Here is a 23,590-nt window from a genome sequence, read left to right on the forward strand (position 1 = left end):
CTTCCCGAGCCGCCTTCATCGCCTGGAGCTTGTTGCCAAGAGTTAGTCGAATCGAGGTTGAACCATGTTAGTCAGTGTCTCTTACCCCTCCACGAATCGCCCCGGCACCGACCGCCCAGCCCTTGACAGCGTTGGGATGGAACGTCCTGTGATGGATCAGCATGCCCCTGCTCGCTCAGGTGCCTGTGCTCGTCATGAGCCGAGGATCGTCACGGTTTGTGTGGGTGCCGATATTGATGTCACTGCGCTACGACTTATGACGCCCCGCTCTCCTTTGGTGAGCGGGGCGTCGCCGTTTATGCCTGGCCACAGCCCATAAGGCGCATGTCAGGCCTGCCAACAATAGCTCGACAATACCGCGAGCAAGATCGTACCAACGATCGCTAGACACAGCCCGTATCCGGAGAATTCGCCATGATGCTCAACGATCCTTCCAGCAAGTACCGTCCCTTCGTCGCCGTGGACCTGCCTGATCGGCAGTGGCCCAACCAGCGTATCGAGGCCGCGCCGAAGTGGTGCAGCGTCGACCTGCGCGACGGCAATCAGGCCTTGATCGATCCGATGGACCAGGAACGCAAGCAGCGTTTCTTTGACCTGCTGCTGAAGATTGGCTTCAAGGAAATCGAAGTGGGTTTCCCGTCAGCGTCCCAGACTGACTTCGACTTCGTGCGCAGCCTGATCGAAGACAACAAGGTGCCGGACGATGTGACCATTCAGGTGCTGACTCAGGCACGTCCGCACTTGATCGAGCGCACCTTCGAGGCCCTGAAGGGCGCCAAGAAGGCTATCGTGCACGTGTACAACGCCACGGATCCGGTGTTCCGCCGTGTGGTGTTCAACGTCAACAAGGCCGAGTGCATCCAGATTGCGGTTGACGCCACCACCCAGATTCGCGACCTGATGAAGGCGGCGCCCGACACCCAGTGGACCTTCCAGTACTCACCGGAGCTGTTCACCACCACCGAGATGGACTTTGCTGTTGAAGTCGTAAATGCGGTGCGCGAGACCTACGGTGCAAGCGCCGACAACAAGATGATCGTCAACCTGCCGGCGACGGTGGAGTGCGCGACCCCCAATAACTATGCCGACCAGATCGAGTGGTTCTGCCGCAATGTCGAGCACCGTGATCACCTGATCGTCAGCGTGCATCCCCACAATGACCGGGGTACCGGCGTGGCCGCCGCTGAACTGACGGTGATGGCCGGCGCCGATCGGGTCGAAGGCACCCTGTTCGGCAACGGCGAGCGTACCGGTAACGTCGACATCGTCACCCTGGCGATGAACCTCTACACCCAGGGTGTGCATCCGGGGCTCGATTTCTCGAACATCACCCCGATCATGCGCGAGGTCGAGCACTGCAACCAGCTGCCGGTGCATCCGCGCCACCCCTACGTGGGTGATCTGGTGTTCACGGCCTTCTCCGGCTCTCACCAGGACGCCATCAAGAAGGGCATGGCGCTGCGCAAGGAAGATCCGGACAGCGTCTGGGCGGTACCTTACCTGCCCATCGATCCGCTCGACGTGGGCCGCAGCTACGAGGCGGTGATCCGCGTCAACAGCCAGTCCGGCAAGGGCGGCGTCAGCTACCTGCTGGAGCAGGAGCACGGCATCGAACTGCCGCGCCGGCTGTCCATGGAGTTCAGCCTGGTGGTGCAGGAGGTGGCCGATCGGGTCGGCAAGGAGATTACCTCGGCGATGATCTACCAGACCTTCGTCGACGAGTACCTGGCCAAGACCGAGCCCTACAGCCTGGTCAGTCACCGTCTGTCGTCCGAGCCGGACAGTCCGACGGTCATGCTTGAGGCCTGCATCGCCAAGGACGGTCAGCGCCACACCATCAGCGGTGAGGGCAATGGCCCCCTGGCGGCCTTCGTCAAGGCATTGCGCGGTGAGGGCCATGACATCGAAATCATCGATTATCACGAGCACTCCCGTGGCCAGGGCGCCGACGCAGAAGCCATCGCCTACGTTGAAGTGCGGGTGAAGGGAGAAGCCGTGTTTGGGGTTGGTACCGACGAGAGCATCACCAGTGCCTCGATCAAGGGGGTGATGAGCGCGGTGAACCGCTGCCTGTCTACCGAGGAGGTGGCACCCAACGTCACCGCCGATAGCGTGGCCTAAGCCTAAGCCTAAGCCTAAGCCTAAGCGCCGCCAGCCGCGATGACGAGGCCCCCGCCGCAGCTTCCCTGTGGCGGGGGCCTTTTCCTTGGCCCGGGCACTGGCGCCCGGGTGTCACCGATCCCTGTTCCTTGCTCTTCTCCCTTCTCGCTTTCCTCGCTTTCCTTTCCGTTCGCTTTTTCTGTTGTTATTACAGCGGTGTCTTGCTGGCCTCGCCGGGTATCTCACGCACCAGCGTTGGCATGAGGAAGCCGGGGAGTCGAGTGCGTAGCTCATCGACCAGGGCATCGGCCCGCTGGTCACTGACATCGAAATGGGCGGCGCCGACCACGGGATCGAAGGCATGCAGGTAGTAGGGCAGGATGCCCGCCTCGAACAGCCGTTCTGACAAGGCCTCCAGGGCATCGACCGAGTCGTTCACGCCCTTCAGGATCACGCTCTGGTTGAGCAGGGTGACGCCGCTTCGAGCCAGTCGCTGGCAGGCGCGAATCACCGCGTCGTCGATCTCGTTGGCGTGGTTGATATGCAGCACCATTACCTTCTGCAGGCGCGTCTTGCCAAGCCAGTCGAGCAGCGGTCCGTCGACCCGATCGGGGATCACTACCGGCAGCCGGGTGTGCATCCGGAGGCGCTTGAGATGGCTGATGGCGTCCAGCCGTTCGACCAGCCAGGACAGTTGGCGGTCACTGGCGGCCAGGGGATCGCCGCCGGACAGAATGGCCTCCCGCAGGCTGACATCGTCGCGCAGGTAGTCGAGGGTATCGTCCCACTGAGAGCGCGAAGGCGCATTGTCCTGATAGGGAAAATGGCGACGGAAGCAGTAGCGGCAGTTGACCGCGCAGGCGGGACTGGTGATCAGCAGTACCCGGCCAGCGTACTTGTGGATCAGTCCGCGTCTGGCGGTGTGCTGCGCCTCCTGCAGCGGGTCCGTGACGTAGCCTGATGGCGTCGACTGTTCGTCGGACAGGGGCAGTACCTGGCGCAACAGGGGGTCCTGCGGGTCAGCGTGACGCATTCTGGCGGCAAAGGCCTCGGGCACGCGCACCTCGAACAGGGCGTGGCCGGCCTCGGCCCCAGGCACCAGGCTGGCATCCAGGCCAAGGCGGCGGCATAGCTCGGCAGGGTCGCGAATGGCTCCGGCCAGCTGGCGCTGCCAGCCACCGGGGGCGGGAAGGTCCGGCTCATCCGGGGCAGAGCAATGCAAAAGCGACGGGCTTCGGGTTATCATGCGGGCCATCCATCGATAGGCGCGAGGGGCTGGCCCTCGTGGAATGTCAGTCGTGTGCCGACCGGGGCCGATGGCCGGGACGGGCACCAAAAGGGAACAGATTTCATGGCGAACTATTCTACCAACGAATTCAAGGGCGGTCTGAAGGTGATGCTCGACGGCGACCCCTGCGCCATCGTCGAGAACGAATATGTGAAGCCCGGCAAGGGCCAGGCCTTCAACCGCGTCAAGCTGCGCAACCTGATGACTGGCCGCGTGTGGGAGCGTACCTTCAAGTCCGGCGACTCCCTGGAAAGCGCCGATGTCATGGATCTGGACATGGAGTACCTGTACACCGACGGTGACATGTGGCACTTCATGAAGACCGATGGTTCCTTCGAGCAGTATGCGGTGGAGAAGAAGGCACTGGGTGACAGCGACAAGTGGCTCAAGGAGCAGGTGGTTTACACCATCACCCTGTGGAATGACAACGCCATCTCCGTTACCCCGCCCAACTTCATCGAGCTGGAAGTGGTCGAGACCGATCCGGGCCTGAAGGGCGATACGGCCCAGGGCGGTTCCAAGCCGGCGACGCTGTCCTCTGGTGCGGTGGTCCGCGTGCCGCTGTTCATCAACCAGGGCGAAGTGCTGAAGATCGATACCCGCAAGGGCGAGTACGTCTCCCGCGCCTGAGGCGGGGTGAACGCCGTCGATCGACAGCAGCGATCGATTGCAGTGATCGATTGCAGTGATCGATAGCTAAACGAGGGCCACGCGATCGCGTGGCCCTTCGTCTTTTACCCAAGGTAGGCAAGCATGAACGATTGGCAACCTTCCGCCACGCTGGACACGCTGCGGCGCCGTGCGGCTCTGCTGGCAAGGGTGCGTGTGTTCTTTACCGAGCGTGATGTGCTGGAAGTGGAGACGCCTATCCTGGGGCATGCTGGCAGTACCGATGTGCACCTGGCCTCGCTGTCCTGCCAGGCCCGCACTCCCGCGGGTGCTGAAACGCTGTGGCTACAGACATCACCAGAATTTCATATGAAGCGTTTGCTGGCGGCAGGGGCAGGCCCTGTCTTCCAGATTGCCCGCAGCTTCCGTGATGGTGAAGTCGGGCGGCGTCATAACATCGAATTCAGCATGCTGGAGTGGTATCGCCCTGGCTGGTCACTGGATCAACTGATCGAGGAGACCCAGCAGCTGATTCGCACCCTGCTGCCAGGCGATCCTGGCCCTACCCGTCGTCACCGCTACCGAGCGCTGTTTGCACGTGAGCTGTCGATCGACCCCTTCGTGGTCGAGCTGGATGCACTGCGCAGGCTGGCCTCCGCGACCGGCGGACTGGACATGAGCACAGCGGAGCGTGATGACTGCCTGGACCTGCTGATGAGCCTGGTCATCGAGCCGACGCTTGGCCGTGACGGTATCGATGTGGTGCTGGACTATCCGGCGAGCCAGGCAGCCCTGGCCAGGCGCCATCGGGATCCCGAGGATGGCGCCTGGGTCGCCTCACGCTTCGAGGTGTACCTGCAGGGACTCGAACTGGCCAACGGCTACGATGAGCTGACTGATGCTCAGGAGCAGCGAGCGCGCTTTGCCGAAGACAATCGCGCTCGAGCCCAGGCGGGCTTGCCGGAGGTGGATGTCGACCAGCGCCTGTTGGCGGCCCTGGAGGCCGGTATGCCCGAGGGCAGCGGTGTAGCCCTGGGCCTCGACCGGCTGATTCAGCTGGCGCTCGGCAAGTCGCGTATTGATGAGGTCATGGCCTTTGCCACGCCCCGGTGCTGACCGGGGCCACTGCCACTTCCCTTAGTATCATTCAGCGCCGTCTGTTGCCGCGCCGGGCTGGTCCTCTGCCTTCGCCTCGCTGGCGTCTTCCGGTGCTGGAGTTGCCTGCTGACCGGGGTGTGCCCCCAGGCGCTGACCCATGCGAACCGCTACGGCGTTGCCCCCTTTGCCGTGCAGGGCGTCGAAGTCGACCTTTTCGGCAAAGGCCATCACCACCGTGGAGCCCAGCTTGAAACGCCCCATTTCCGCACCTTTTTCCAGATGTACCGGGCGGTCAAAGCGTATGCGCTCGACTCGGCCGGACTGAGGCGTGACCTGACCTGCCCAGACGGTCTCGATTGCGGCGACGATCATCGCTCCGACCAGGACCATCACCATCGGCCCCTGCTCGGTATCAAAATGACAGACCAGGCGCTCGTTGCGAGCAAACAGGCCAGGCACATGGCGGGTAGTAGCGTCATTGACCGAGAACAGCCGTCCGGGGACGTAGACCATCTCGGTCAGGGTGCCCGCCAGCGGCATGTGCACGCGATGGTAGTCCTTGGGGGACAGATACACGGTGGCGAAGCTACCGTCCTGATAGCGCGCTGCGGACAGCGGATCGCCCCCCAGCAGCTCGGAGACGCTGAAGCGATGCCCCTTGGCCTGCACCAGGCGGCCACGATCAATGGCGCCCCACTGTGACAGCGTGCCGTCGGCGGGACACAGCAGTCCGTCCTCCAGCGGGCGAGCGTCGGCGGTCAGCGCTCGGGTGAAGAAGGCATTGAAGCTTGGGTAGACACCAGGATCGCTTTCGACGGCCTGGCTCATGTCGACGTTGAAGCGCTTGATGAAGGCACGGATCAACAGGTTCTTGAGCCAGCCGATACGGCAGTCGGCGAGACGACCCACCAGCCTGGACAGCAGGTGTTGGGGGATCGGGTACTGGATCAGGGCAAACAGCTTGGCGAGGGTCACGAAATGACGGCTCCGGATAAACGGGTTGGAACAGGCTCAGGTCGCCGTGGCGGTGAGCCTGAGCGTGTGAGACGTGCGGGTGGCTCTGGCGCAATGAGGCGGCGGCGTCAGCCCTCGATGGGCGTATCGTCGCGGTTGCCCCACTCCTTCCATGAGCCGGGATAGGCGCGGATGCGCTCGAAGCCCAGTGCCTTGGCCACCAGCCAGGTGAAGCCGCTGCGGTGATGGCTCTGACAGTGAGTGACCACTTCCATGTCTGGCGTAATGCCCATGGCGTCCAACTCTGTAATCAGCTCCGCATAGTCGCGGAGACGAAGTGAGCGCTCACGATCCATGGCGTCCGTCCACTCCATGTTGACCGCACCGGGCAGGTGACCACGGCGCTTGTTGTCGCCTTTGGTACCCTCGAACTCGCCAACGGAGCGGGCATCCCAGATAGCGAAGTGGTCGCTGCCCAGTCGCTCCTGCAGTTCGAGCCGGTCAATGGCGACCTCCGGATTCAGGATCTCGGCCTGGTAGTCGGAGGGGGTGGCGGCGTGCTCCTCGGTGGACTGGGGCAGCCCCTCGGCCCGCCAGGCATGAATCCCGCCATTGAGATAGGAGTAGCGGCGATGGCCGATCAGCTCAAGCGTCCACAGCAGGCGCCCGGCCCAGCCACCCCCTTCGTCGTCGTAGGCCACCACGTGGGTGTCGCGGGTCAGCCCGAGCGACGAGAACAGGGCTGACAAGGCCTCAACGTCGGGTACGTCGTTGGGCACGTCGCCACTGCCTTTCAGCAGTCGGCGGTGGTCCAGGAAGATCGCCCCTGGGACATGGCCCTGGGCGTAGCTGTCGGCCTTGAGCGGCACGTCGATCACCAGAATATCCTCGTGATCCAGCACGCTCGCCAGGTCCTCTGGCTCGGCGATCAGGGGCAGCAGATTGTCTTCTGAGCTCATGGGGGTCTCCTTCTGGATCATCCTGACGATAGCGGCAGCGGATTTAGGTCGGGCTATCCAGACTATCGACGATGCGACGATAACTGGCAAAGCGATCGGGGTGAATAGCGCCAGCATCGACAGCATCGAGCAGCGCACAGCCCGGTTCCTGCCGGTGGCGACAATCGCGGAAGCGACACAGGCCGAGGTAGGGGGCGAACTCGATAAAGCCCTCGGTCACCTGGCGCTCGTCCAGGTGCGTCAAGCCAAACTCGCGAATACCGGGGGAGTCGATCAGCTCTCCCGCGGCAAGGCTGTCGCTGGGTGGCGGAAGGCGATAGAGCTGGGCCGTTGTGGTGGTGTGCCGGCCCTTGCGAGAGTCCTCGGAGAGGGCGCCGATACGCAGCTCCTCATCCGGTAGCAGCCGATCGATCAGCGAGGACTTGCCAACCCCGCTTTGCCCGACAAATACGGAGGTTCGGTCGGCGAGCTGAGCATACAGGTCGTCCAGTCCACCCGCGTGAGCGGTGGTCGTGGCGACCACCTGATAGCCAATATGGCGGTAGCGGTCGAGCAGCGCGCGCAGTTCACCGCCTTGCTCGGGCAGCAGATCGGTCTTGTTGAGAACCAGCACCGGCGTAATGCCGGTGGCTTCGGCGGCGACCAGGTAGCGGTCGATGAGACCGGCGTGGGGCTCGGGCTCTACCGCGAAGACGATCAGGATCTGGTCGATGTTGGCGGCCACCGGCTTCAGCAGCCCGCGCATGTCCGGGCGCTCAAGCACATTGTCGCGCTCGCCCCTGGCGACCACCACACCGCTACCGTCCTCGCCGGCGCGCCAGATGACACGGTCTCCGGTGACCAACCCCTCGAGGTTGGCTCGCAGATGGCAGCGAGTCGGGGTATCACCGGCCCGCTCAGCGACATCCAGCGTGCGTCCGAAGTGAGCAATCACTCGGCCGTCGCGTTCCGCGCCGTATTCGCCAGCCGCCAACTTCTCGTCGTCCCGGCCAGCCTTCTTGGCGGCTCGCTCGGCACGTTCGGCCTGGATCTTCTCGATGCGCCAGCGTTGCTGACGGCTCAACTTGCGTTTGCTCATGAGCACCTGATGGTCGGTACAATGGGCGGCATTGTACCTACCCGGACGCCCCCTGTCCCGACAGCGGGCGCCCTACGACGCAAGGAAACGATCATGGCTGATGCATCTGCCGCACAGGCTCCCACCACACCGCGAAACGATCTGCTGATCTGGATTGACCTGGAAATGACCGGATTGGATCCGCAGCGAGAGCGGATCATCGAGGTGGCGACGCTGATCACCGATGGCGATCTCAATGTCATCGCTGAGGGGCCTGTCATCGCGGTTAACCAGAGTGAGGCGCTGCTGGCCGGCATGGACGAGTGGAATACCCGCACCCACGGTGAGTCCGGGCTGGTGGAGCGCGTGCGCAAGAGCACCGTCGACACCGCCGAGGCCGAACGCCAGACGCTGGCCTTTCTGGCGGCCCATGTCGCACCGGGCAGCTCGCCCATGTGCGGCAATTCGATCCACCAGGATCGGCGATTTCTGGAGCGTGAAATGCCCGAACTCTGGGCCTTTTTCCACTACCGCAATCTGGATGTCTCGACCCTCAAGGAACTGGCCAAGCGCTGGAACCCCGAGGCCCTTGAAGGATTCTCCAAGCGCAACGTGCACCTGGCCATGGATGACATCAAGGAATCCATCGCGGAGCTTGCGCACTATCGCAAGACATTCCTCAAGGCGAACATCAACGACTGAATTGCTCAGGGGGCTTTGACGACGCCGTCCTGATTCGCTGGTGTGCTCGGCCAACCACGAGGGCGTGCCAGCGGCACGGGTTACTGGGTCGGAATCAGCGCTGGGCGTTGACGGCGCTGACGATCCAGCGCCCAGCGCACGTGCTCGCGCACCAGCTCGGAGGGGTAGGACAGGCGCACCAGTAGCGCACTTTCGATGGCGGAACTCCATGGCGCATTGCCAAGCCCCACGGCCAGGTTGCGCAGCCAGCGTTCGTAGCCGATGCGGCGAATCGGGCTGCCGGCGGTACGCTCGAGAAACTCCTCCTCGCTCCAGCCGAACAGGCTCAGTAGCGAGACCCTGTCGAGGTCATGACGCGGGGCGAAGTCCGTTTCGTGGCTGACTCGGGTGAAGCGGGTGAACGGACAGACCAGCTGGCAGTCATCGCAGCCAAACACCCGGTTGCCCATATCGGCCCGAAAGCGTTCAGGAATGGCACCATGGAGCTCGATGGTCAGGTAGGAAATACAGGCTCGGGCGTCGACCACCTTGTCGTCGACGATGGCGCCAGTGGGACAGGCGCTGCGGCAGGCGCTGCAGCTGCCACAGTGCTCCTGCTCGAAGGGCGCATCCAGCGGTAGCGGCAGGTCGGTATACAGCTCGCCCAGAAAGAACATCGACCCCGCCTTGGGGTTGAGCAGCATGGCGTTCTTGCCGAACCAGCCCAGACCTGCCTTGCGGGCCAGGGCACGCTCCATCACCGGGGCCGAGTCGACAAAGGCGCGATAACCGAAGGTGCCGACTTCTGCTTCGATCATCTTCGCCAGGCGCTGCAGGCGCTTGCGCATCAGCTTGTGGTAGTCGCGCCCGGTCGCATAGCGTGACACGTAGGCTCGGTCAGGCTGGCTAAGCACCTTGGTGGTCTCGACCTCCGGCGGCAGATAGTCCAGGCGTACACTGATAACGCGGATGGTTCCGGGCTCCAGTTCCGCAGGCCGGGTACGCTTGGTACCGTGCTTGGCCATGAAGCCCATTTCGCCGTGGTAGCCAGCCGCCAGCCAGCGCTCCAGATAGGCCTCGTCTTCGCTGAGGTCCACATCGGTGATACCGAGCTGCTGAAATCCCAGCTCGCGCCCCCAGGTGCGAATGCGGGCTGCCAGCTCGTGAAAATCGACGTCGGCGCGCGGAGACGATGCGGACATGAATGAGGACAACCCTGGCAAGATGGCGTAGCGGCGGGCCACCGAGCTTTGCTCAGCACGGGAACCGCTTAGACTGGAAGAAGGGTCGCCATGGTAAAGCATCCGGATCGTAGGGAGAACCGCATGGATAACGTCGACGTCGGCACGCCTGAGCCAGGTCAGACGCCGCTGTACACCGCCGAACAGGTACGTGAGCTCGACCGGCGTGCGATTGCCGGAGAAACCGACGGCTTTGCCTTGATGCATCGCGCCTCCGGTGTCGCCTGGCGCTGGTTGAAGGCGCGCTGGCCAGCCACCAAGTCGCTGAGCGTGCTGTGTGGCGGCGGTAACAACGGTGGCGATGGTCATGTACTGGCAGCCTTGGCGGCCACCGAGGGGCGCCAGGTGCAGCGGGTGTCGATGTGTCCACGTGGGCAGCTGAAAGGAGACGCCTTGCGTGCGGCGCAAATGGCAGATGATGCCGGCGTGGCCTTTGTTGAATGGAATGACGAGCTCGTGGTGGACGGTGAGGTAGTGGTCGATGCGCTGTTGGGCACCGGCTTTACCGGACAGCTCAGGGCCGACTACGCCGCTTGCATTGCCTCGATCAATGCCAGTGGGCGGCCGGTGCTGGCGGTGGATATTCCATCGGGAATTACCGCCGATGGTGGTGCCGAGCCGAGTCTCGCCGTCAAGGCAGTGATGACAGTGACCTTTATCGGCGACAAGCTGGGCCTGCACACTGGCCGCGGCGCGGCGTTGGCCGGCGAGGTGGTCGTGGAGCCCCTGGGTGTCGATGCGCTAGCTCATGACGACATAGAGCCGACCGCCTGGCGACTGCAGTCCGGCCTGATCGAGTCGGCGCTGCCGCCGAGAGAGCGTGACATGCACAAGGGCGCTGCGGGCTTCGCCGGCATCTTCGGCGGTGCGCCCGGCCTGGGCGGTGCTGCGCTACTTGCGGCACAGTGCTGTGCCCGTGTCGGAGCGGGCAGAGTGCTGCTGGCGACAGCTCCCGAGCATGTCGGTGCCAGTCTGGTGCGCTGTCCTGAGGTGATGGCGCGGGGTGTGACCCATGCCAGTGAACTGGACGAACTGTTGGAGCGCTTGACGGTGCTGGCGGTAGGCCCGGGGCTTGGCCAGGGCAGCTGGGGCCAGTCGGTGCTGCAGACCGCGCTGGGGCGCTCCATTCCGCTGGTCCTGGATGCCGATGCGCTTAACCTGCTGGTCTCGCGCTTCTCCGGTCAGCGCCGCGATGACTGGATATTGACGCCGCATCCGGGGGAGGCAGCACGCCTGCTCGGGTGCAGCGTGGCCGAGATTGAAGCGGATCGCCCGGGTGCCGCACGGGCCCTGCGTGAACGCTGGGGCGGGGTGGTAGTGCTCAAGGGGGCTGGCACCCTGATCGCTGGTTCCCAGGGACTCGCGCTGTGTCCCTTCGGCAACCCCGGCATGGCCAGTGGTGGCATGGGCGACACGCTGACCGGCATCATTGCTGGCCTGGTTGCCCAGGGTCCCTCGCTCGATTGGTCACTCGAGCGTGCCGCGAGAGTGGGAGTGCTGGTGCATGCCCTGGCCGGGGATATGGCAGCGCGAGAGGGCGGCGAGCGTGGTCTGTTGGCCAGCGATCTGGCATCCTGTGCACGAAAATTAGTCAATCCGACGATGGGCGAGGAAGATGCAGCTGCGACTCGATGATGAAGACCGCCAGGTCGCACTGGGGGAATGCCTGGGACGAGCCCTGGATGGGCGTGGGCGTGTCCACCTGTCGGGAGAGCTTGGCGCCGGCAAGACCACGCTGGCACGTGGCGTGCTGCGCGCATACGGCCATCAAGGCGCGGTGAAGAGTCCGACCTACACGCTGGTAGAACCCTACGAGCTGGCGCTGCGTGAGGAGCCTCTTACCCTCTATCACTTCGATCTGTATCGCCTTGGCGATCCTGAAGAGCTGGAATTCATTGGTGGCAGGGACCTGTTCGCCGAGGGCAACCTGTGCCTGGTCGAATGGGCCGAGCGCGGTGAAGGCTGGCTGACCCCGCCGGACCTGGAGGTAGCGTTGAGCCACGCGGAGCCCCGGGGGCGCCGGGCCCACATCAGCGCGCTGACCGCCTATGGCAGCGAGGTGCTCGAACGCCTGGCGCAGCAGATCAGCGGCGACGTGCGGTTGGCAGGGGGCAAGGCATGATGCGTCAGCTGTTGACTCTGGTCGGGGGGCTGGGGCTTGCCGTGGTCTGCGCGGCGACCCATGCCGCCAGCGTCGATAACATGCGTCTGTGGGCGGCGCCGGACCATTCGCGTCTGGTGTTTGACCTGTCTGCCGCGGCCACCGCCAATGTATTCGAGCTCGATAACCCGCGCCGGCTGGTCATCGACCTGGGGGATACCAGCCTGGCGGCCGATCCCAACAGCATGGACCTGTCGAACAGCGCGATCAGCGCTGTGCGCACCGGCGTGCGCGAAGGCAACGATCTGCGCGTGGTGCTTGAATTGAGCCGCGCCATCGAGCCGCGTCACTTCTCGCTGGCGCCGAACAATCAGTATGGCCACCGCCTGGTGGTGGATCTCGAATATCCGGGCGAAAGTGCGGTGGAAGACCCCATCGACCCGATCGAGTCGATGATCCGTGAGCAGGAAATCGCCGCGGAACGTGCCAAGACCGTAGCGGTGGCGGAAGGGCGCGATCCGGTGGCCGCTGCGCCGGTGGTGGATGCCGCCCAGCCGCACCCCAAGCGTGACATTATCATCGCGGTGGACGCAGGCCACGGCGGCGAGGATCCTGGCGCGATGGGCCCCAGTGGCACCCGCGAGAAGGATGTCGTGTTGCAGATGGCGGATCGCCTGGCCCGCCAGTTCAACGACACTCCCGGCTTCAAGGCGGTGATGATTCGTGACGGCGATTACTACGTCGGACTGCGCCAGCGCACCTTGATCGCCCGGGAGCAGAAAGCGGACTTCTTTGTGTCGATTCATGCCGATGCCTTCAATAGCCCCAGGCCCCACGGCAGCTCGGTGTTTGCGCTGTCCCAGAGTGGCGCGACGTCGGAGACGGCGAAGTGGCTGGCCGCTGCCGAGAACCGGTCCGACCTCATCGGCGGTGTCGATGGCAGCCTGTCGCTGGATGACAAGGACCAGGTGCTGCGCGGGGTGCTGCTGGACCTGACCATGACAGCGACGCTGAATGATTCGCTGACGATCGGCGATGAGGTGCTTAGCCGTATTGGTCGCATCAACGATCTTCACAAGCCCCGCGTCGAGCAGGCTGGCTTCGTGGTGCTGAAGTCGCCGGACATTCCCTCGTTGCTGGTGGAGACAGGCTTCATCTCCAACCCGGAAGAAGAGCGGCGACTGAGAGATGGCGCCTACCAGCAGCGCATGATGAGCGCTGTCTTCGGCGGGATTCGCGCGCACTTCGAGCGTAACCCGCCGCCGGCCAGCCTGCTGGCCTGGCAGCGTGACCAGGGGCGCTCGACGGCGTCCAACGAGTACCGTATTCAGCCCGGCGACACTCTGTCGGCCATCGCCTCGCGTCATGGCGTGGCGTTGAATGCGCTCAAGCAGGTCAATGAGCTGTCTGGCGACGTGATTCGTGTGGGGCAGGTATTGAGGATTCCCAGTTCATGAATGATCCCCAGCACGTATCCAGCAACGATGTCGGCCGCCGTGGTGCTCAGGACGAGACCCCAGGCGGTGGGCATCGCTTGAGCGACCCGGAGGCACAGCAGGATGCCCGCCGGCGTATTCAGATCCTCGATCCGCGCCTGGCGAACCAGATTGCCGCCGGTGAGGTGGTCGAGCGGCCAGCGTCCGTGGTCAAGGAACTGATCGAGAACGCCATCGATGCGGGAAGCTCGCGCATCGAAGTGGATATCGAGTCGGGCGGTGCACGGCTGATCCGCATTCGCGACAATGGTTCCGGCATCGGGGAGGACGATCTGCCGCTGGCGCTGTCGCGGCATGCCACCAGCAAGATTCTTTCGCTGGAAGAGCTGGAAGGCGTGGCCAGTCTGGGCTTCCGGGGGGAGGCGCTGGCATCGATCAGTTCGGTGTCACGGCTCGAGCTGACCTCGAATGTACAGGACGACCCCCAAGGTGGCTGGCGGGTGGTGGCGGAGGGCCGCCGCATGGAACCCCGCGTGACACCGGCGCCGCACCCCAGGGGGACATCGGTCGCGGTGCGGGATCTGTTCTTCAATACGCCGGCCCGGCGCAAGTTCCTGCGCACCGAGAAAACCGAATTCAATCATGTGGAAGAGGCGTTTCGGCGTCAGGCGTTATCGCGCTTTGATATCGGCTGGACGCTTCGCCACAACCAGAAGACGATCCACCAGTTGCCGGTGGCACGGGACGATCACTCGGTGGAGCGACGCCTGTCCTCGCTATTGGGCAAGAACTTCCTGGACAACGCCCTGACGCTTGATATTGCCACCGGCAGTCTCAGGCTGTGGGGCTGGGTTGGCTTGCCGACCCATTCGCGGGCCCAGGCGGATCAGCAGTACTTCTTCGTCAATGGACGTGTGGTGCGAGACCGTCTGGTGGCTCACGCCATTCGCCAGGCCTACCGCGACGTGCTGTTCAATGGCCGTCATCCGGTGTTCGTGCTGTATCTCGACGTCGACCCGACCGTGGTGGACGTCAATGTTCACCCGACCAAGCACGAAGTGCGTTTTCGCGACGGTCGCATGGTGCACGATTTTCTGTTCTCGAGCCTGCATCGCGCGCTGGGAGAAGCTCGTGCTGGCCAGCGCGATGGAGGCGCCGAGGGACACGACCAGGGCTACGCCAAGCGCGATGATGGCCTGGACGTTGACCCGGAGACCGGCGAGATTCGCGAACCAGCTGCAGCATCCTCCCAGGCCAGGTCAGCCGAGGCGTCGTCGCCCTCCTGGCAGCAGCAGCCCATGGCGCTGCACCCGCGCAGGGAAGAGGGAGAGTCGAACGTGACCCCGGATCGGGTGCGGGCGTTCATGGACGGTTATCGCAAGCTCCATCCCGAGCATGAAGAGAGCCTGTTGAACCCGCAGCCTGGTGCCCCAGGCGCAGGGGGGATGGCCGCCGAGACAGCGCTGGCCGAAAGACGCAGGCCTGAACCGATCAGCATGCCTCGCGATGGCCAGGTCGCCGGACAGCATGGGATGAACGCCCCGCAGATGCCCGAGGAAGACGCCACCCAGGCGCCGCCGCTGGGCTATGCCATGGCGCAGCTGCACGGTATCTACATTCTGGCGCAGAACGCCCAGGGTCTGGTGCTGGTGGACATGCACGCCGCCCATGAGCGGATTGTCTACGAACGCATGAAGACCCAAGTGCACGGTGGGGCGCTGGATGCCCAGCCACTGCTGGTGCCGGTGTCACTGGCGGTCAGCGGGGCCGAGGCGGAGACCGCGGAGCGAGAGCGTGACGCCTTTGTGCGACTGGGGGTGGAGCTGGATGCCGCCGGTCCTGAGACCCTGCTGGTGCGCCAGGTGCCGGCGCTGCTGGCCGATGCGGATGTCGAGCCGCTGGTGCGTGAAATGCTGTCTGACCTGGAGCGCTATGGCCGCTCGGACAGGATCGAGGCGCATATCAACGAAATGCTGTCGACCATGGCCTGCCACGGTAGCGTGCGCGCCAATCGTCAGCTCACCGTCGCCGAGATGAATGCGCTGCTGCGGGACATGGAGCGCACTGAGCGCAGCGGTCAGTGCAATCACGGCCGTCCCACCTGGACCCAGATGAGCCTCAAGGATCTGGACAAGCTGTTCCTGCGAGGCCAATGATGAGCAAGGACATGGCCGCAGAAGCGGCCGCGACAGTGGATCAGCGGCCGCTGGCAGTGCTGCTGATGGGCCCCACCGCGGCGGGCAAGACCGACCTGGCCATCGACATTCGCGAGCGTCTCGACGGAGAGATCATCAGCGTCGATTCGGCCATGATCTACCGCGACATGGATATCGGGTCGGCCAAGCCGTCTGCGCAGGAGCTGGCGCGGGCGCCGCACCGCCTGATCGACATCTGTGACCCTGCCGAGTCTTACTCCGCGGCGCAGTTTCGCGACGATGCCCTGGCCGAAATGCACGATATCGCGGCCCACGGCAAGCTGCCGCTGCTGGTGGGTGGCACCATGATGTATTACAAGCGCCTGGTCGAGGGCGTGGCCAACTTGCCGGCGGCGGACGACGAGGTGCGACGCCAGCTGCAGCAAGACGCTGAGCGTGAGGGGCTGGAGGCGTTGCATCGGCGTCTGGCTGAGGTGGACCCGGCCTCGGCGGCGCGGATCCATCCCAACGACCCCCAGCGTTTGATGCGTGCCCTGGAGGTCTACGCGTTGGCGGGTCGGCCAATGAGTGAGCTGTGGCGTGAACAGCGCCGTGAAACCTTTCCTTTTCGGCTGTTGTCCATAGGTCTCGCTCCTGCCGACCGTTCGGTGCTGCACCAGCGAATCGAGCGCCGTTTTTCGCTCATGCTGGATGCGGGCTTCCTCGACGAAGTCGCCGCCTTGAAGGCACGAGGAGACCTGTCGCTGTCGATGCCTTCGATGAAGAGCGTCGGCTACCGTCAGGCCTGGCAGTACCTGGACGGCGAATTTGATCGTGACACCTTCGTCCACCGGGGCGTCGTCGCCACCCGTCAATTGGCCAAGCGTCAATTGACCTGGCTGCGGAGTTGGCCTGAACTGACATGGGTGGATCCGCTGGCGGGCAAGCCCGCCGAGCGGCTCCTGAAACTCGTGCGCAGCGCTGGGACTTAGCGTAAGATAACGATTTCGTGTGGCCGCTTTCAGGGTCCCGCAGAATACTGTGATGTCCGTCGCCTTGAAGGCAGGAGCGGGCGCCACCATAACCTAAAACCCTAAGACACCTTCAGGGAGAGCAACATGTCCAAAGGGCAGTCCCTTCAAGACCCGTACCTGAACATTCTGCGCAAGGAGCGCATTCCGGTATCGATTTTCCTGGTCAACGGCATCAAGCTCCAGGGCCAGATCGAATCCTTTGACCAATTTGTCATCCTGCTGCGCAACACCGTCAGCCAGATGGTGTACAAGCACGCTATCTCCACGGTGGTGCCGTCACGCAACGTGCGTCTGCCGGCCCAGGATCCTGCGGCGCAGCCGGAGAGCTGATATTTCGTGAGGTATTGATTGTTTTTTGAACGTCCCGACGCCGGTGAAACGGCGGTACTCGTCCATATTGATTTCCAGGACGAGAAGGAGCGCGAAGATCCCGGTGAGTTCCACGAGCTGGTGAGGTCTGCGGGTGCCGAGCCCGCGACGCTCGTCACCGGCTCGCGGAAGCGTCCTGACCCCAAGAGTTTCGTGGGGTCGGGCAAGCTGGAGGAGATCGGCGAGGCCTTGGCAGTGCACAAGGCGGAACTGGTGATCTTCAATCACGCGCTCAGCCCCTCTCAGGAGCGTAACGTCGAGCAGGCACTCAAGTGCCGGGTGCTCGATCGCACGGGCCTGATCCTTGATATCTTCGCTCAGCGCGCGCGTACCCATGAAGGCAAGCTGCAGGTGGAGCTGGCCCAGCTGGAGTACATGTCCACGCGCCTGGTGCGAGGCTGGACGCACCTTGAGCGTCAGAAAGGGGGTATCGGCCTGCGTGGCCCGGGTGAGACCCAGCTCGAGACTGACCGTCGCCTGTTGCGGGCACGGATCAAGTCGATTCACAAGCGGCTGGACAAGGTGCGCAGTCAGCGCACGCAAAATCGGCGGGCACGTTCTCGTGCGGAAATCCCGAGCGTCTCGCTTGTGGGTTATACCAACGCCGGTAAATCAACGCTTTTCAACAGCTTGACGGCGTCTGAGGTCTATGCGGCGGACCAGCTGTTCGCTACTCTCGACCCTACGCTGCGGCGCTTGAACGTCGAGGACGTGGGGCCGGTGGTACTGGCGGACACGGTCGGCTTTATCCGGCACCTGCCGCACAAGCTGGTGGAAGCCTTCCAGGCCACCCTGCAGGAGGCTGCCGAGGCCAGTCTGCTGGTGCATGTCATCGACTCGGCGGACCCGGATCGTGAGCTCAACGTCACCCAGGTGGACGCCGTGCTCGACGAGATTGGTGCGCTGGATGTGCCGTCGCTGAAGGTGATGAACAAGATTGACCTGTTCGACAGCTCGCCGCGCATCGAGCGTGATGAGCATGGTGTGCCTCAGACCGTATGGCTGTCTGCCCAGAAGGGGTTGGGGCTGGACCTGTTGACGCAGGCCCTGACCGAGCGATTGGCTGAGGACATCATCGACTTTTCCCTGACCCTGACGCCGGAGCAGGGCAAGCTGCGCGCCGCCTTGCACGAGGTGAACGCGGTGCGGGAAGAGTCCTTCGATGAACAGGGCAGGACTCAGCTGGAGATTCGCTTGCCGCGGCGCGATTTCAATCAGTTGATGGCTCGCCTGGGTGAGCGTGTTAATGATTACCTTCCCGACGCACTCAAGGAGCGTGACGTCTGGGAAGCGTGAACCGATCCGTCAGACGGGTCGGCTAGAGCGTCGCCCGGATGGCGACGCCACAAGGGAAACGCTGGATGGACGTCGAGCGCAGAGGTCTGTGCAGCGTGACCCAAGGATCGCAATCGATGCGCCTCGTGACGCGGGGGCACAGAGTGGAGACGACGTATGGCCTGGAATGAGCCTGGTGGCGGCAACGGCAACCAGCACGATCCCTGGAGTGGCGGGGGGCGTCGAGGCGGCAATGGTGGCGGTAACCGCGGCGGTGACAACCGTGGCGGCGATAACCAGGGACCACCTGATCTGGATGAAGCCCTGAAGAAGTTTCAGGACAAGCTCAATGGCATGCTGGGTGGCCGAGGCGGCAAGCGTGGCGGTGGCAGCGGTGGCAAGGGCGGCGGCAATCGTCCGCGCAACACCTTTGCGCTGCCGGGCCTGCTGATCGTTATCGGTCTGGCTGTCTGGGCGGCCAGTGGCTTCTATCTGGTAGACCAGTCCGAGCGTGGCGTGGTTCTACGCTTCGGCAAGTTCCAGGAAGTCGTGACGCCGGGTCTGCAGTGGAATCCGCCGTTGATCGACGATGTGCGCATGGTCAACGTGACCCGCGTGCGCTCTGTCAGCCAGACCCAGTCCATGCTGACACAAGACGAAAACATCGTGTCCGTGGAAATGTCGGCCCAGTACCAGGTCGCAGATCCCCGCGATTACGTGCTGAACGTGCGTGATCCGGAGCTGTCGCTGGAAAATGCCCTCGACTCGGCCCTGCGCCATGTGGTCGGCGGCACCGACATGATCGACATCCTGACCTCCGGTCGTGAGATTCTCGGCAGCGCCGTGGCCAGTCGTCTGCAGACCTACCTGGACAACTATGGCACGGGTATCCGTCTGGTGACCTTGAACGTCGAGTCCACCTCGCCCCCCGATGCGGTGCAGGATGCCTTCGATGACGTTATCCGGGCGCGTGAGGATCGTCAGCGTACGATCAACCAGGCCATGGCCTACGCCAATGCCATCATCCCGGAAGCACAGGGTCAGGCACAGCGTATCGTTGAGCAGGGCCAGGGCTATCGTGAGTCGGTGGTTGCCGAGGCCCGCGGTCAGGCTAACCGTTTCACGGCATTGCTGACCCAATATCGTGATGCGCCAGAGATCATGCGTGAGCGCCTGTACCTCGACACCATCTCCGAGGTGCTCGGCCAGACCAGCAAGGTACTGGTGGACGTCGATCAGAACAGTCCGTTGATGGTACTGCCGATGGACCGCCTTGGTCGTGGCGGCAGCAGCCAGTCCTCATCCGAAAGCGCCAGCTCGCTCGATCCGCAGGTGCTGGAGCGCCTTCGCGCCGAGAGCGGCTCTTCGAGCGCCAATTCAAGTTCCAGTCGCAGCGGCCGCGACAGTGGTATTCAGCGGGAGGGTCGCTAAATGATCAATAACCGATCCCTGCTCATCGTCGGTGGCCTGGCCGCCGTGGCCTGGCTAGCCAGCAACAGCCTGTACGTGGTCGACGAGACCGAACGTGCGGTCAAGCTGCGCTTCGGTGAAGTCATCGAGGAAAACATTCAGCCGGGTCTGCACTTCAAGGTGCCGATCACCCAGACCATCCGCAAGTTCGATACCCGGGTGCTGACGCTGGATACTGATGCCAGCCGCTATCTGACCCAGGAACAGAAGGCGGTGATCGTGGATTCCTACGTGAAGTGGCAGGTGGTCAACCCCACCCGCTACTACGAGGCGACGGCAGGGGATGAGCTGATGGCGGTGCGCCTGATTCAGCCCCGTGTCGACGAGAGCCTGCGTAACGAATTCGGTCAGCTGAATCTGCAGCAGATCATCTCTGAAAAGCGTGATGAGCTGATGTCTGGCCCCACCGAAGAGCTCGATACCCTGATGCAGGACGAGCTGGGTGTTGCCATTCTCGACGTTCGCGTGAAGCGTATCGATCTGCCGGAGGATGTGTCTTCCGCGGTGTACGACCGTATGCGCTCCGAGCGTGAGCGCGAGGCACGGGAATGGCGCGCTCAGGGTCAGGAAGAGTCCGAGCGTATTCGCGCCAACGCCGATCGTCGCCGTCAGGTGCTGCTGGCCCAGGCCAACGAGCGTGCCGAGACACTGCGCGGTGAAGGTGACGCTGAAGCCGCCGCGATCTACTCCCAGGCGTACCAGGGCGACACCGAGTTCTACCGCTTCTGGCGCAGCCTCAATGCCTACCGTGATTCCTTCGCGGAAGGTGACGGCAACATGATGGTGCTGGACCCGTCCAGTGACTTCTTCCGTTACCTGAAAAGCGCCAATCCCGATGCTGGCAGTACGCCTCGGGTGGTGAACTAGATCAGATGGCTGCGACTCGCAGGGGCGAAAGACGCCCCTGCGGGGTTCAACTGGCGGCCAAACGTGATAGAATCCGTCAACCGGGCGTGGCCCGGTTTTTTTGTGGCCGACATTCCCCGACATCGCTGAGTTCAACGCGTTCGCCTGCACGCCGAAGTCCTTGATTCTTGTCCCAAGACGAATCACCGGAATTCACCTGTGCGCGAGGTTTGGCGTGCGTGCGGGACAAGCAAAACGTCACAGCAAGATATCGACCAGGCAGGATATCGACATGACCATCGCTGACCGCTGGCTTCTGCCCGACGGCATGGACGAGGTGCTTCCTCCTCAGGCCAGCCGGATGGAGGAGCTGCGCCGGGCGCTGCTCGACCTCTTTCATCTCTGGGGCTACGACCAGGTGATGCCGCCTCCCGTGGAGTTTCTCGACTCCCTGTTGACGGGTACCGGCACGGACCTGGATCTCCAGACCTTCAAGCTTACCGACCAGCTCACCGGCCGCATGATGGGGGTGACGGCGGACGTCACGCCACAGGTCGCGCGGATCGACGCGCACTCGCTGAAACGCGAGGGGCCGGTACGCCTTTGCTATTGCACCAATGTGCTGCGCGCCAAGGCCGACAAGCATCAGGGCGGACGTAGCCCGGTGCAGGTCGGTGTCGAGCTGTTCGGCAGTGCCAGCCTGGCCGCTGACCTCGAGATTCTGCGCCTGGCGCTGGAAAGCCTGGAGGCCTCGGGTGCCGGTGAAGTTCACCTGGCGCTGGGCCATGTGGGTATCTACCGTAATCTAGTGGAAGTGGCTGGCTTGGATGCGGAGGCGGAGTATGCGATTTCCGCGGCCTTGGCGCTCAAGTCACCCGGTCAGCTGGAGGCCGAGGTCGCGCGCACCGTCAGCGATCCGGCGCTGGCCACCATGTTTCGTACCCTCGGCGAATTGCACGGCGGCCCCGAGGTCCTCGACCAGGCCCGCGAAGCCTTTGCCGAGGCGCCACAGGCCGTCAATGATGCCCTCGACAAGCTCTATGACCTGTACCAGGGCGTGCAGCGCGAGCATCCCGAGGTAGACTGCTACTTTGATCTGGCTGAGCTGCGTGGCTATCAGTACCACACGGGCATGATGTTTGCCGCGTATGTGCCGGGATATGGTCAGGCACTGGCCAAGGGCGGTCGCTATGACGATACCGGTCGTGCCTTTGGCCGCGCCCGTCCGGCGACAGGCTTCTCCATGGACCTCAAGCTGCTGGCTACCCTGGCCACCAAGGATCCGGACGGAGACAGCGTGTGGGCGCCTGCTGATGAGGGCGCTCCAGGGCTCGACGAGGCGGTACAGAAGCTTAGGCGACAGGGCCGCCGCGTGATCCAGGGCCTGCCGGGACAGCGTGCTCCAGGGCACGACTGCAGCGAGCAGCTGGTCGCTAGAGGACAGGAGTGGGTGCTAGAACCCCTCACCACGTAACGCCAGAGTAGGGTGATGCCTTCTCACGAAGGCCGAATCGGGGCGCCGGGGTCTGGCGCTGACACCGACAGTGGCGCCACGCAAACGCTGTCTCCAGTCGCGATTCGCGAGCTGTGCAGTGTTTCCCCAAGGCGCAACCAAGAGAGACGAGAAGAGCAATGGGCAAGAACGTAGTCGTACTGGGTACCCAATGGGGCGATGAGGGCAAGGGCAAGGTCGTTGACCTGCTGACCGAATCTGCCTCCGCCGTGGTGCGTTTTCAAGGCGGTCACAATGCCGGCCATACGCTGGTGATCGACGGTGAGAAAACGGTCCTCCACCTGATTCCGTCCGGCGTTCTGCGCGAAGACAAGACCTGCGTCATCGGCAACGGCGTGGTGCTGTCTCCTGAAGCGCTGATCAAGGAAATCCGTGAGCTCGAGAGCAAGGGCGTGCCCGTGCGCGAGCGTCTGCGCCTGTCGCCGGCCTGTCCGCTGATCCTCGACTACCATGTGCGCCTTGACCAGGCCCGCGAGAAAGCGCGCGGCATCGCCAAGATCGGCACCACCGGTCGCGGCATTGGGCCGGCCTACGAAGACAAGGTTGCCCGTCGCGGCCTGCGCCTGGGTGATATGCTGCACCGCGAGCGGTTTGCCTCCAAGCTGGGCGAAGTGCTGGACTATCACAACTTCGTGCTGACCAAGTATCACGGTGAAGAGCCGGTGGACTTCCAGGCGACGCTCGAGAGCGCCATGCAGATGGCTGAAGAGCTGCGTCCGATGGTGGCCGACACCGTCAGCCTGGTGCACGACCTGCGCAAGGATGGCGAAAACATCCTGTTCGAGGGCGCCCAGGGCTCGCTGCTGGACATCGACCACGGCACCTACCCCTACGTCACCAGCTCCAACACCACCGCGGGTGGAACGGCCACCGGCTCCGGCGTTGGTCCGCTGTACCTGGACTACGTGCTGGGTATCACCAAGGCCTATACGACTCGCGTGGGTTCCGGTCCTTTCCCGACCGAGCTGTTCGATGAGCACGGCCGTCACCTGGCCGAGAAGGGCCACGAGTTTGGTGCGACCACCGGTCGTGCCCGTCGTTGCGGCTGGTTTGACGCCGTGGCCCTGCGCCATGCGGTACAGATCAACTCCGTCTCCGGCATCTGCCTGACCAAGCTGGACGTGCTCGATGGCCTCGAGAACATCCGTGTCTGCGTCGGCTACCGCAGCAAGGACGGCGACGTGCTCGACAACCCGGTGGACTCCGAGGGCTACGAGGCCGTCGAACCGGTCTACCAGGACCTGCCCGGCTGGAGCGAGTCCACCCTCGGCGTCAAACGCGTCGAAGACCTGCCCAGTGCCGCTCGTGCCTACATCAGCTTCCTTGAGGAGCAGGTCGGTACCTCTATCGACATCATCTCCACCGGCCCGGATCGCAACGAGACCATCGTCCTGCGTAATCCTTTCGGGGCATAAGCAGCAAGA

The 23,590-nt window shown here is 63.7% G+C and carries 20 protein-coding genes; 15 read left to right on the forward strand and 5 right to left on the reverse strand.

Features of this window, described 5'->3' with window-relative positions; all coding sequences use genetic code 11:
• Positions 1-414 precede the first annotated feature (414 nt).
• Positions 415-2,121, forward strand: coding sequence for a 2-isopropylmalate synthase (gene leuA / locus KUV45_RS09595; RefSeq protein ID WP_222162845.1), 1,707 nt, complete (start codon positions 415-417; stop codon positions 2,119-2,121).
• Positions 2,122-2,308: 187 nt separating this feature from the next.
• Here leuA and epmB read toward each other — a convergent pair whose 3' ends face one another.
• Positions 2,309-3,346, reverse strand: coding sequence for an EF-P beta-lysylation protein EpmB (epmB, locus tag KUV45_RS09600; protein ID WP_222162846.1), 1,038 nt, complete (start codon positions 3,344-3,346; stop codon positions 2,309-2,311).
• Positions 3,347-3,451: 105 nt separating this feature from the next.
• On the opposite strand from epmB, the gene efp reads away from it, so the two are divergent.
• A complete protein-coding gene (gene efp / locus KUV45_RS09605; RefSeq protein WP_206940998.1) occupies positions 3,452-4,018 on the forward strand; it encodes an elongation factor P in 567 nt (188 codons plus the stop codon).
• Between the two features lie 123 nt (positions 4,019-4,141).
• Positions 4,142-5,113 (forward strand): EF-P lysine aminoacylase EpmA, encoded by a 972-nt coding sequence (gene epmA, locus KUV45_RS09610; protein ID WP_222162847.1) that lies wholly within the window; start codon positions 4,142-4,144, stop codon positions 5,111-5,113.
• Between the two features lie 27 nt (positions 5,114-5,140).
• Here the strand turns inward: epmA and asd are convergent, their stop codons facing one another.
• The 3 genes from asd to rsgA all read right to left on the reverse strand — a co-directional run bounded on the left by asd (position 5,141) and on the right by rsgA (position 8,086).
• The gene (gene asd / locus KUV45_RS09615) at positions 5,141-6,070 is read right to left on the reverse strand and encodes an archaetidylserine decarboxylase (protein WP_222162848.1); all 930 of its coding nucleotides are present in this window, start codon (positions 6,068-6,070) and stop codon (positions 5,141-5,143) included.
• A gap of 107 nt (positions 6,071-6,177) precedes the next feature.
• Complete coding sequence (locus KUV45_RS09620; protein WP_222162849.1) at positions 6,178-7,008, reverse strand: sulfurtransferase; 831 nt, start codon at positions 7,006-7,008, stop codon at positions 6,178-6,180.
• Between the two features lie 43 nt (positions 7,009-7,051).
• Positions 7,052-8,086: a small ribosomal subunit biogenesis GTPase RsgA gene (gene rsgA / locus KUV45_RS09625; protein WP_206940990.1), complete on the reverse strand. Its 1,035-nt coding sequence runs from the start codon at positions 8,084-8,086 to the stop codon at positions 7,052-7,054.
• Positions 8,087-8,179: 93 nt separating this feature from the next.
• Here rsgA and orn point away from each other — a divergent pair, with 93 nt between their 5' ends.
• Complete coding sequence (gene orn, locus KUV45_RS09630; protein WP_222162850.1) at positions 8,180-8,767, forward strand: oligoribonuclease; 588 nt, start codon at positions 8,180-8,182, stop codon at positions 8,765-8,767.
• Positions 8,768-8,847: 80 nt separating this feature from the next.
• Here orn and queG read toward each other — a convergent pair whose 3' ends face one another.
• A complete protein-coding gene (gene queG, locus KUV45_RS09635) occupies positions 8,848-9,948 on the reverse strand; it encodes a tRNA epoxyqueuosine(34) reductase QueG (RefSeq protein WP_222162851.1) in 1,101 nt (366 codons plus the stop codon).
• A 123-nt stretch (positions 9,949-10,071) separates the two neighbouring features.
• Here queG and KUV45_RS09640 point away from each other — a divergent pair, with 123 nt between their 5' ends.
• From KUV45_RS09640 to KUV45_RS09690, 11 genes are all read left to right on the forward strand, one after another.
• Positions 10,072-11,622, forward strand: a complete 1,551-nt coding sequence (locus tag KUV45_RS09640; protein WP_222162852.1) for an NAD(P)H-hydrate dehydratase — start codon at positions 10,072-10,074, stop codon at positions 11,620-11,622.
• Complete coding sequence (gene tsaE, locus KUV45_RS09645; RefSeq protein ID WP_222162853.1) at positions 11,603-12,109, forward strand: tRNA (adenosine(37)-N6)-threonylcarbamoyltransferase complex ATPase subunit type 1 TsaE; 507 nt, start codon at positions 11,603-11,605, stop codon at positions 12,107-12,109. The genes KUV45_RS09640 and tsaE overlap by 20 nt, the downstream gene beginning before the upstream one ends.
• Positions 12,106-13,545 carry an N-acetylmuramoyl-L-alanine amidase gene (locus KUV45_RS09650; protein WP_206940971.1) on the forward strand — a complete coding sequence of 480 codons (1,440 nt, stop codon included), beginning with the start codon at positions 12,106-12,108 and terminating at the stop codon, positions 13,543-13,545. Before tsaE ends, KUV45_RS09650 begins: the two co-directional genes overlap by 4 nt.
• A complete protein-coding gene (mutL, locus tag KUV45_RS09655; protein ID WP_222162854.1) occupies positions 13,542-15,680 on the forward strand; it encodes a DNA mismatch repair endonuclease MutL in 2,139 nt (712 codons plus the stop codon). Before KUV45_RS09650 ends, mutL begins: the two co-directional genes overlap by 4 nt.
• 11 nt (positions 15,681-15,691) lie before the next feature.
• Positions 15,692-16,651 (forward strand): tRNA (adenosine(37)-N6)-dimethylallyltransferase MiaA, encoded by a 960-nt coding sequence (gene miaA, locus KUV45_RS09660; protein ID WP_222162855.1) that lies wholly within the window; start codon positions 15,692-15,694, stop codon positions 16,649-16,651.
• 126 nt (positions 16,652-16,777) lie between these two features.
• The gene (gene hfq / locus KUV45_RS09665; protein ID WP_045993095.1) at positions 16,778-17,023 is read left to right on the forward strand and encodes an RNA chaperone Hfq; all 246 of its coding nucleotides are present in this window, start codon (positions 16,778-16,780) and stop codon (positions 17,021-17,023) included.
• A gap of 18 nt (positions 17,024-17,041) precedes the next feature.
• On the forward strand, positions 17,042-18,358 hold the full coding sequence (gene hflX, locus KUV45_RS09670; RefSeq protein WP_206940964.1) for a ribosome rescue GTPase HflX: 1,317 nt from the start codon (positions 17,042-17,044) through the stop codon (positions 18,356-18,358).
• Positions 18,359-18,514: 156 nt separating this feature from the next.
• Complete coding sequence (hflK, locus tag KUV45_RS09675; RefSeq protein ID WP_222162856.1) at positions 18,515-19,768, forward strand: FtsH protease activity modulator HflK; 1,254 nt, start codon at positions 18,515-18,517, stop codon at positions 19,766-19,768.
• Positions 19,769-20,674, forward strand: a complete 906-nt coding sequence (gene hflC / locus KUV45_RS09680) for a protease modulator HflC (protein WP_206940952.1) — start codon at positions 19,769-19,771, stop codon at positions 20,672-20,674. It abuts the gene before it with no gap.
• A 271-nt stretch (positions 20,675-20,945) separates the two neighbouring features.
• Positions 20,946-22,127: an ATP phosphoribosyltransferase regulatory subunit gene (locus KUV45_RS09685; protein WP_222162857.1), complete on the forward strand. Its 1,182-nt coding sequence runs from the start codon at positions 20,946-20,948 to the stop codon at positions 22,125-22,127.
• Positions 22,128-22,285: 158 nt separating this feature from the next.
• Positions 22,286-23,581 (forward strand): adenylosuccinate synthase, encoded by a 1,296-nt coding sequence (locus tag KUV45_RS09690; protein WP_206940948.1) that lies wholly within the window; start codon positions 22,286-22,288, stop codon positions 23,579-23,581.
• Positions 23,582-23,590: the final 9 nt, after the last annotated feature.

This window comes from Halomonas sp. DP3Y7-2, assembly GCF_019800795.1.
In the GTDB taxonomy this organism is placed as follows: Bacteria; Pseudomonadota; Gammaproteobacteria; order Pseudomonadales; family Halomonadaceae; genus Halomonas; species Halomonas litopenaei_A.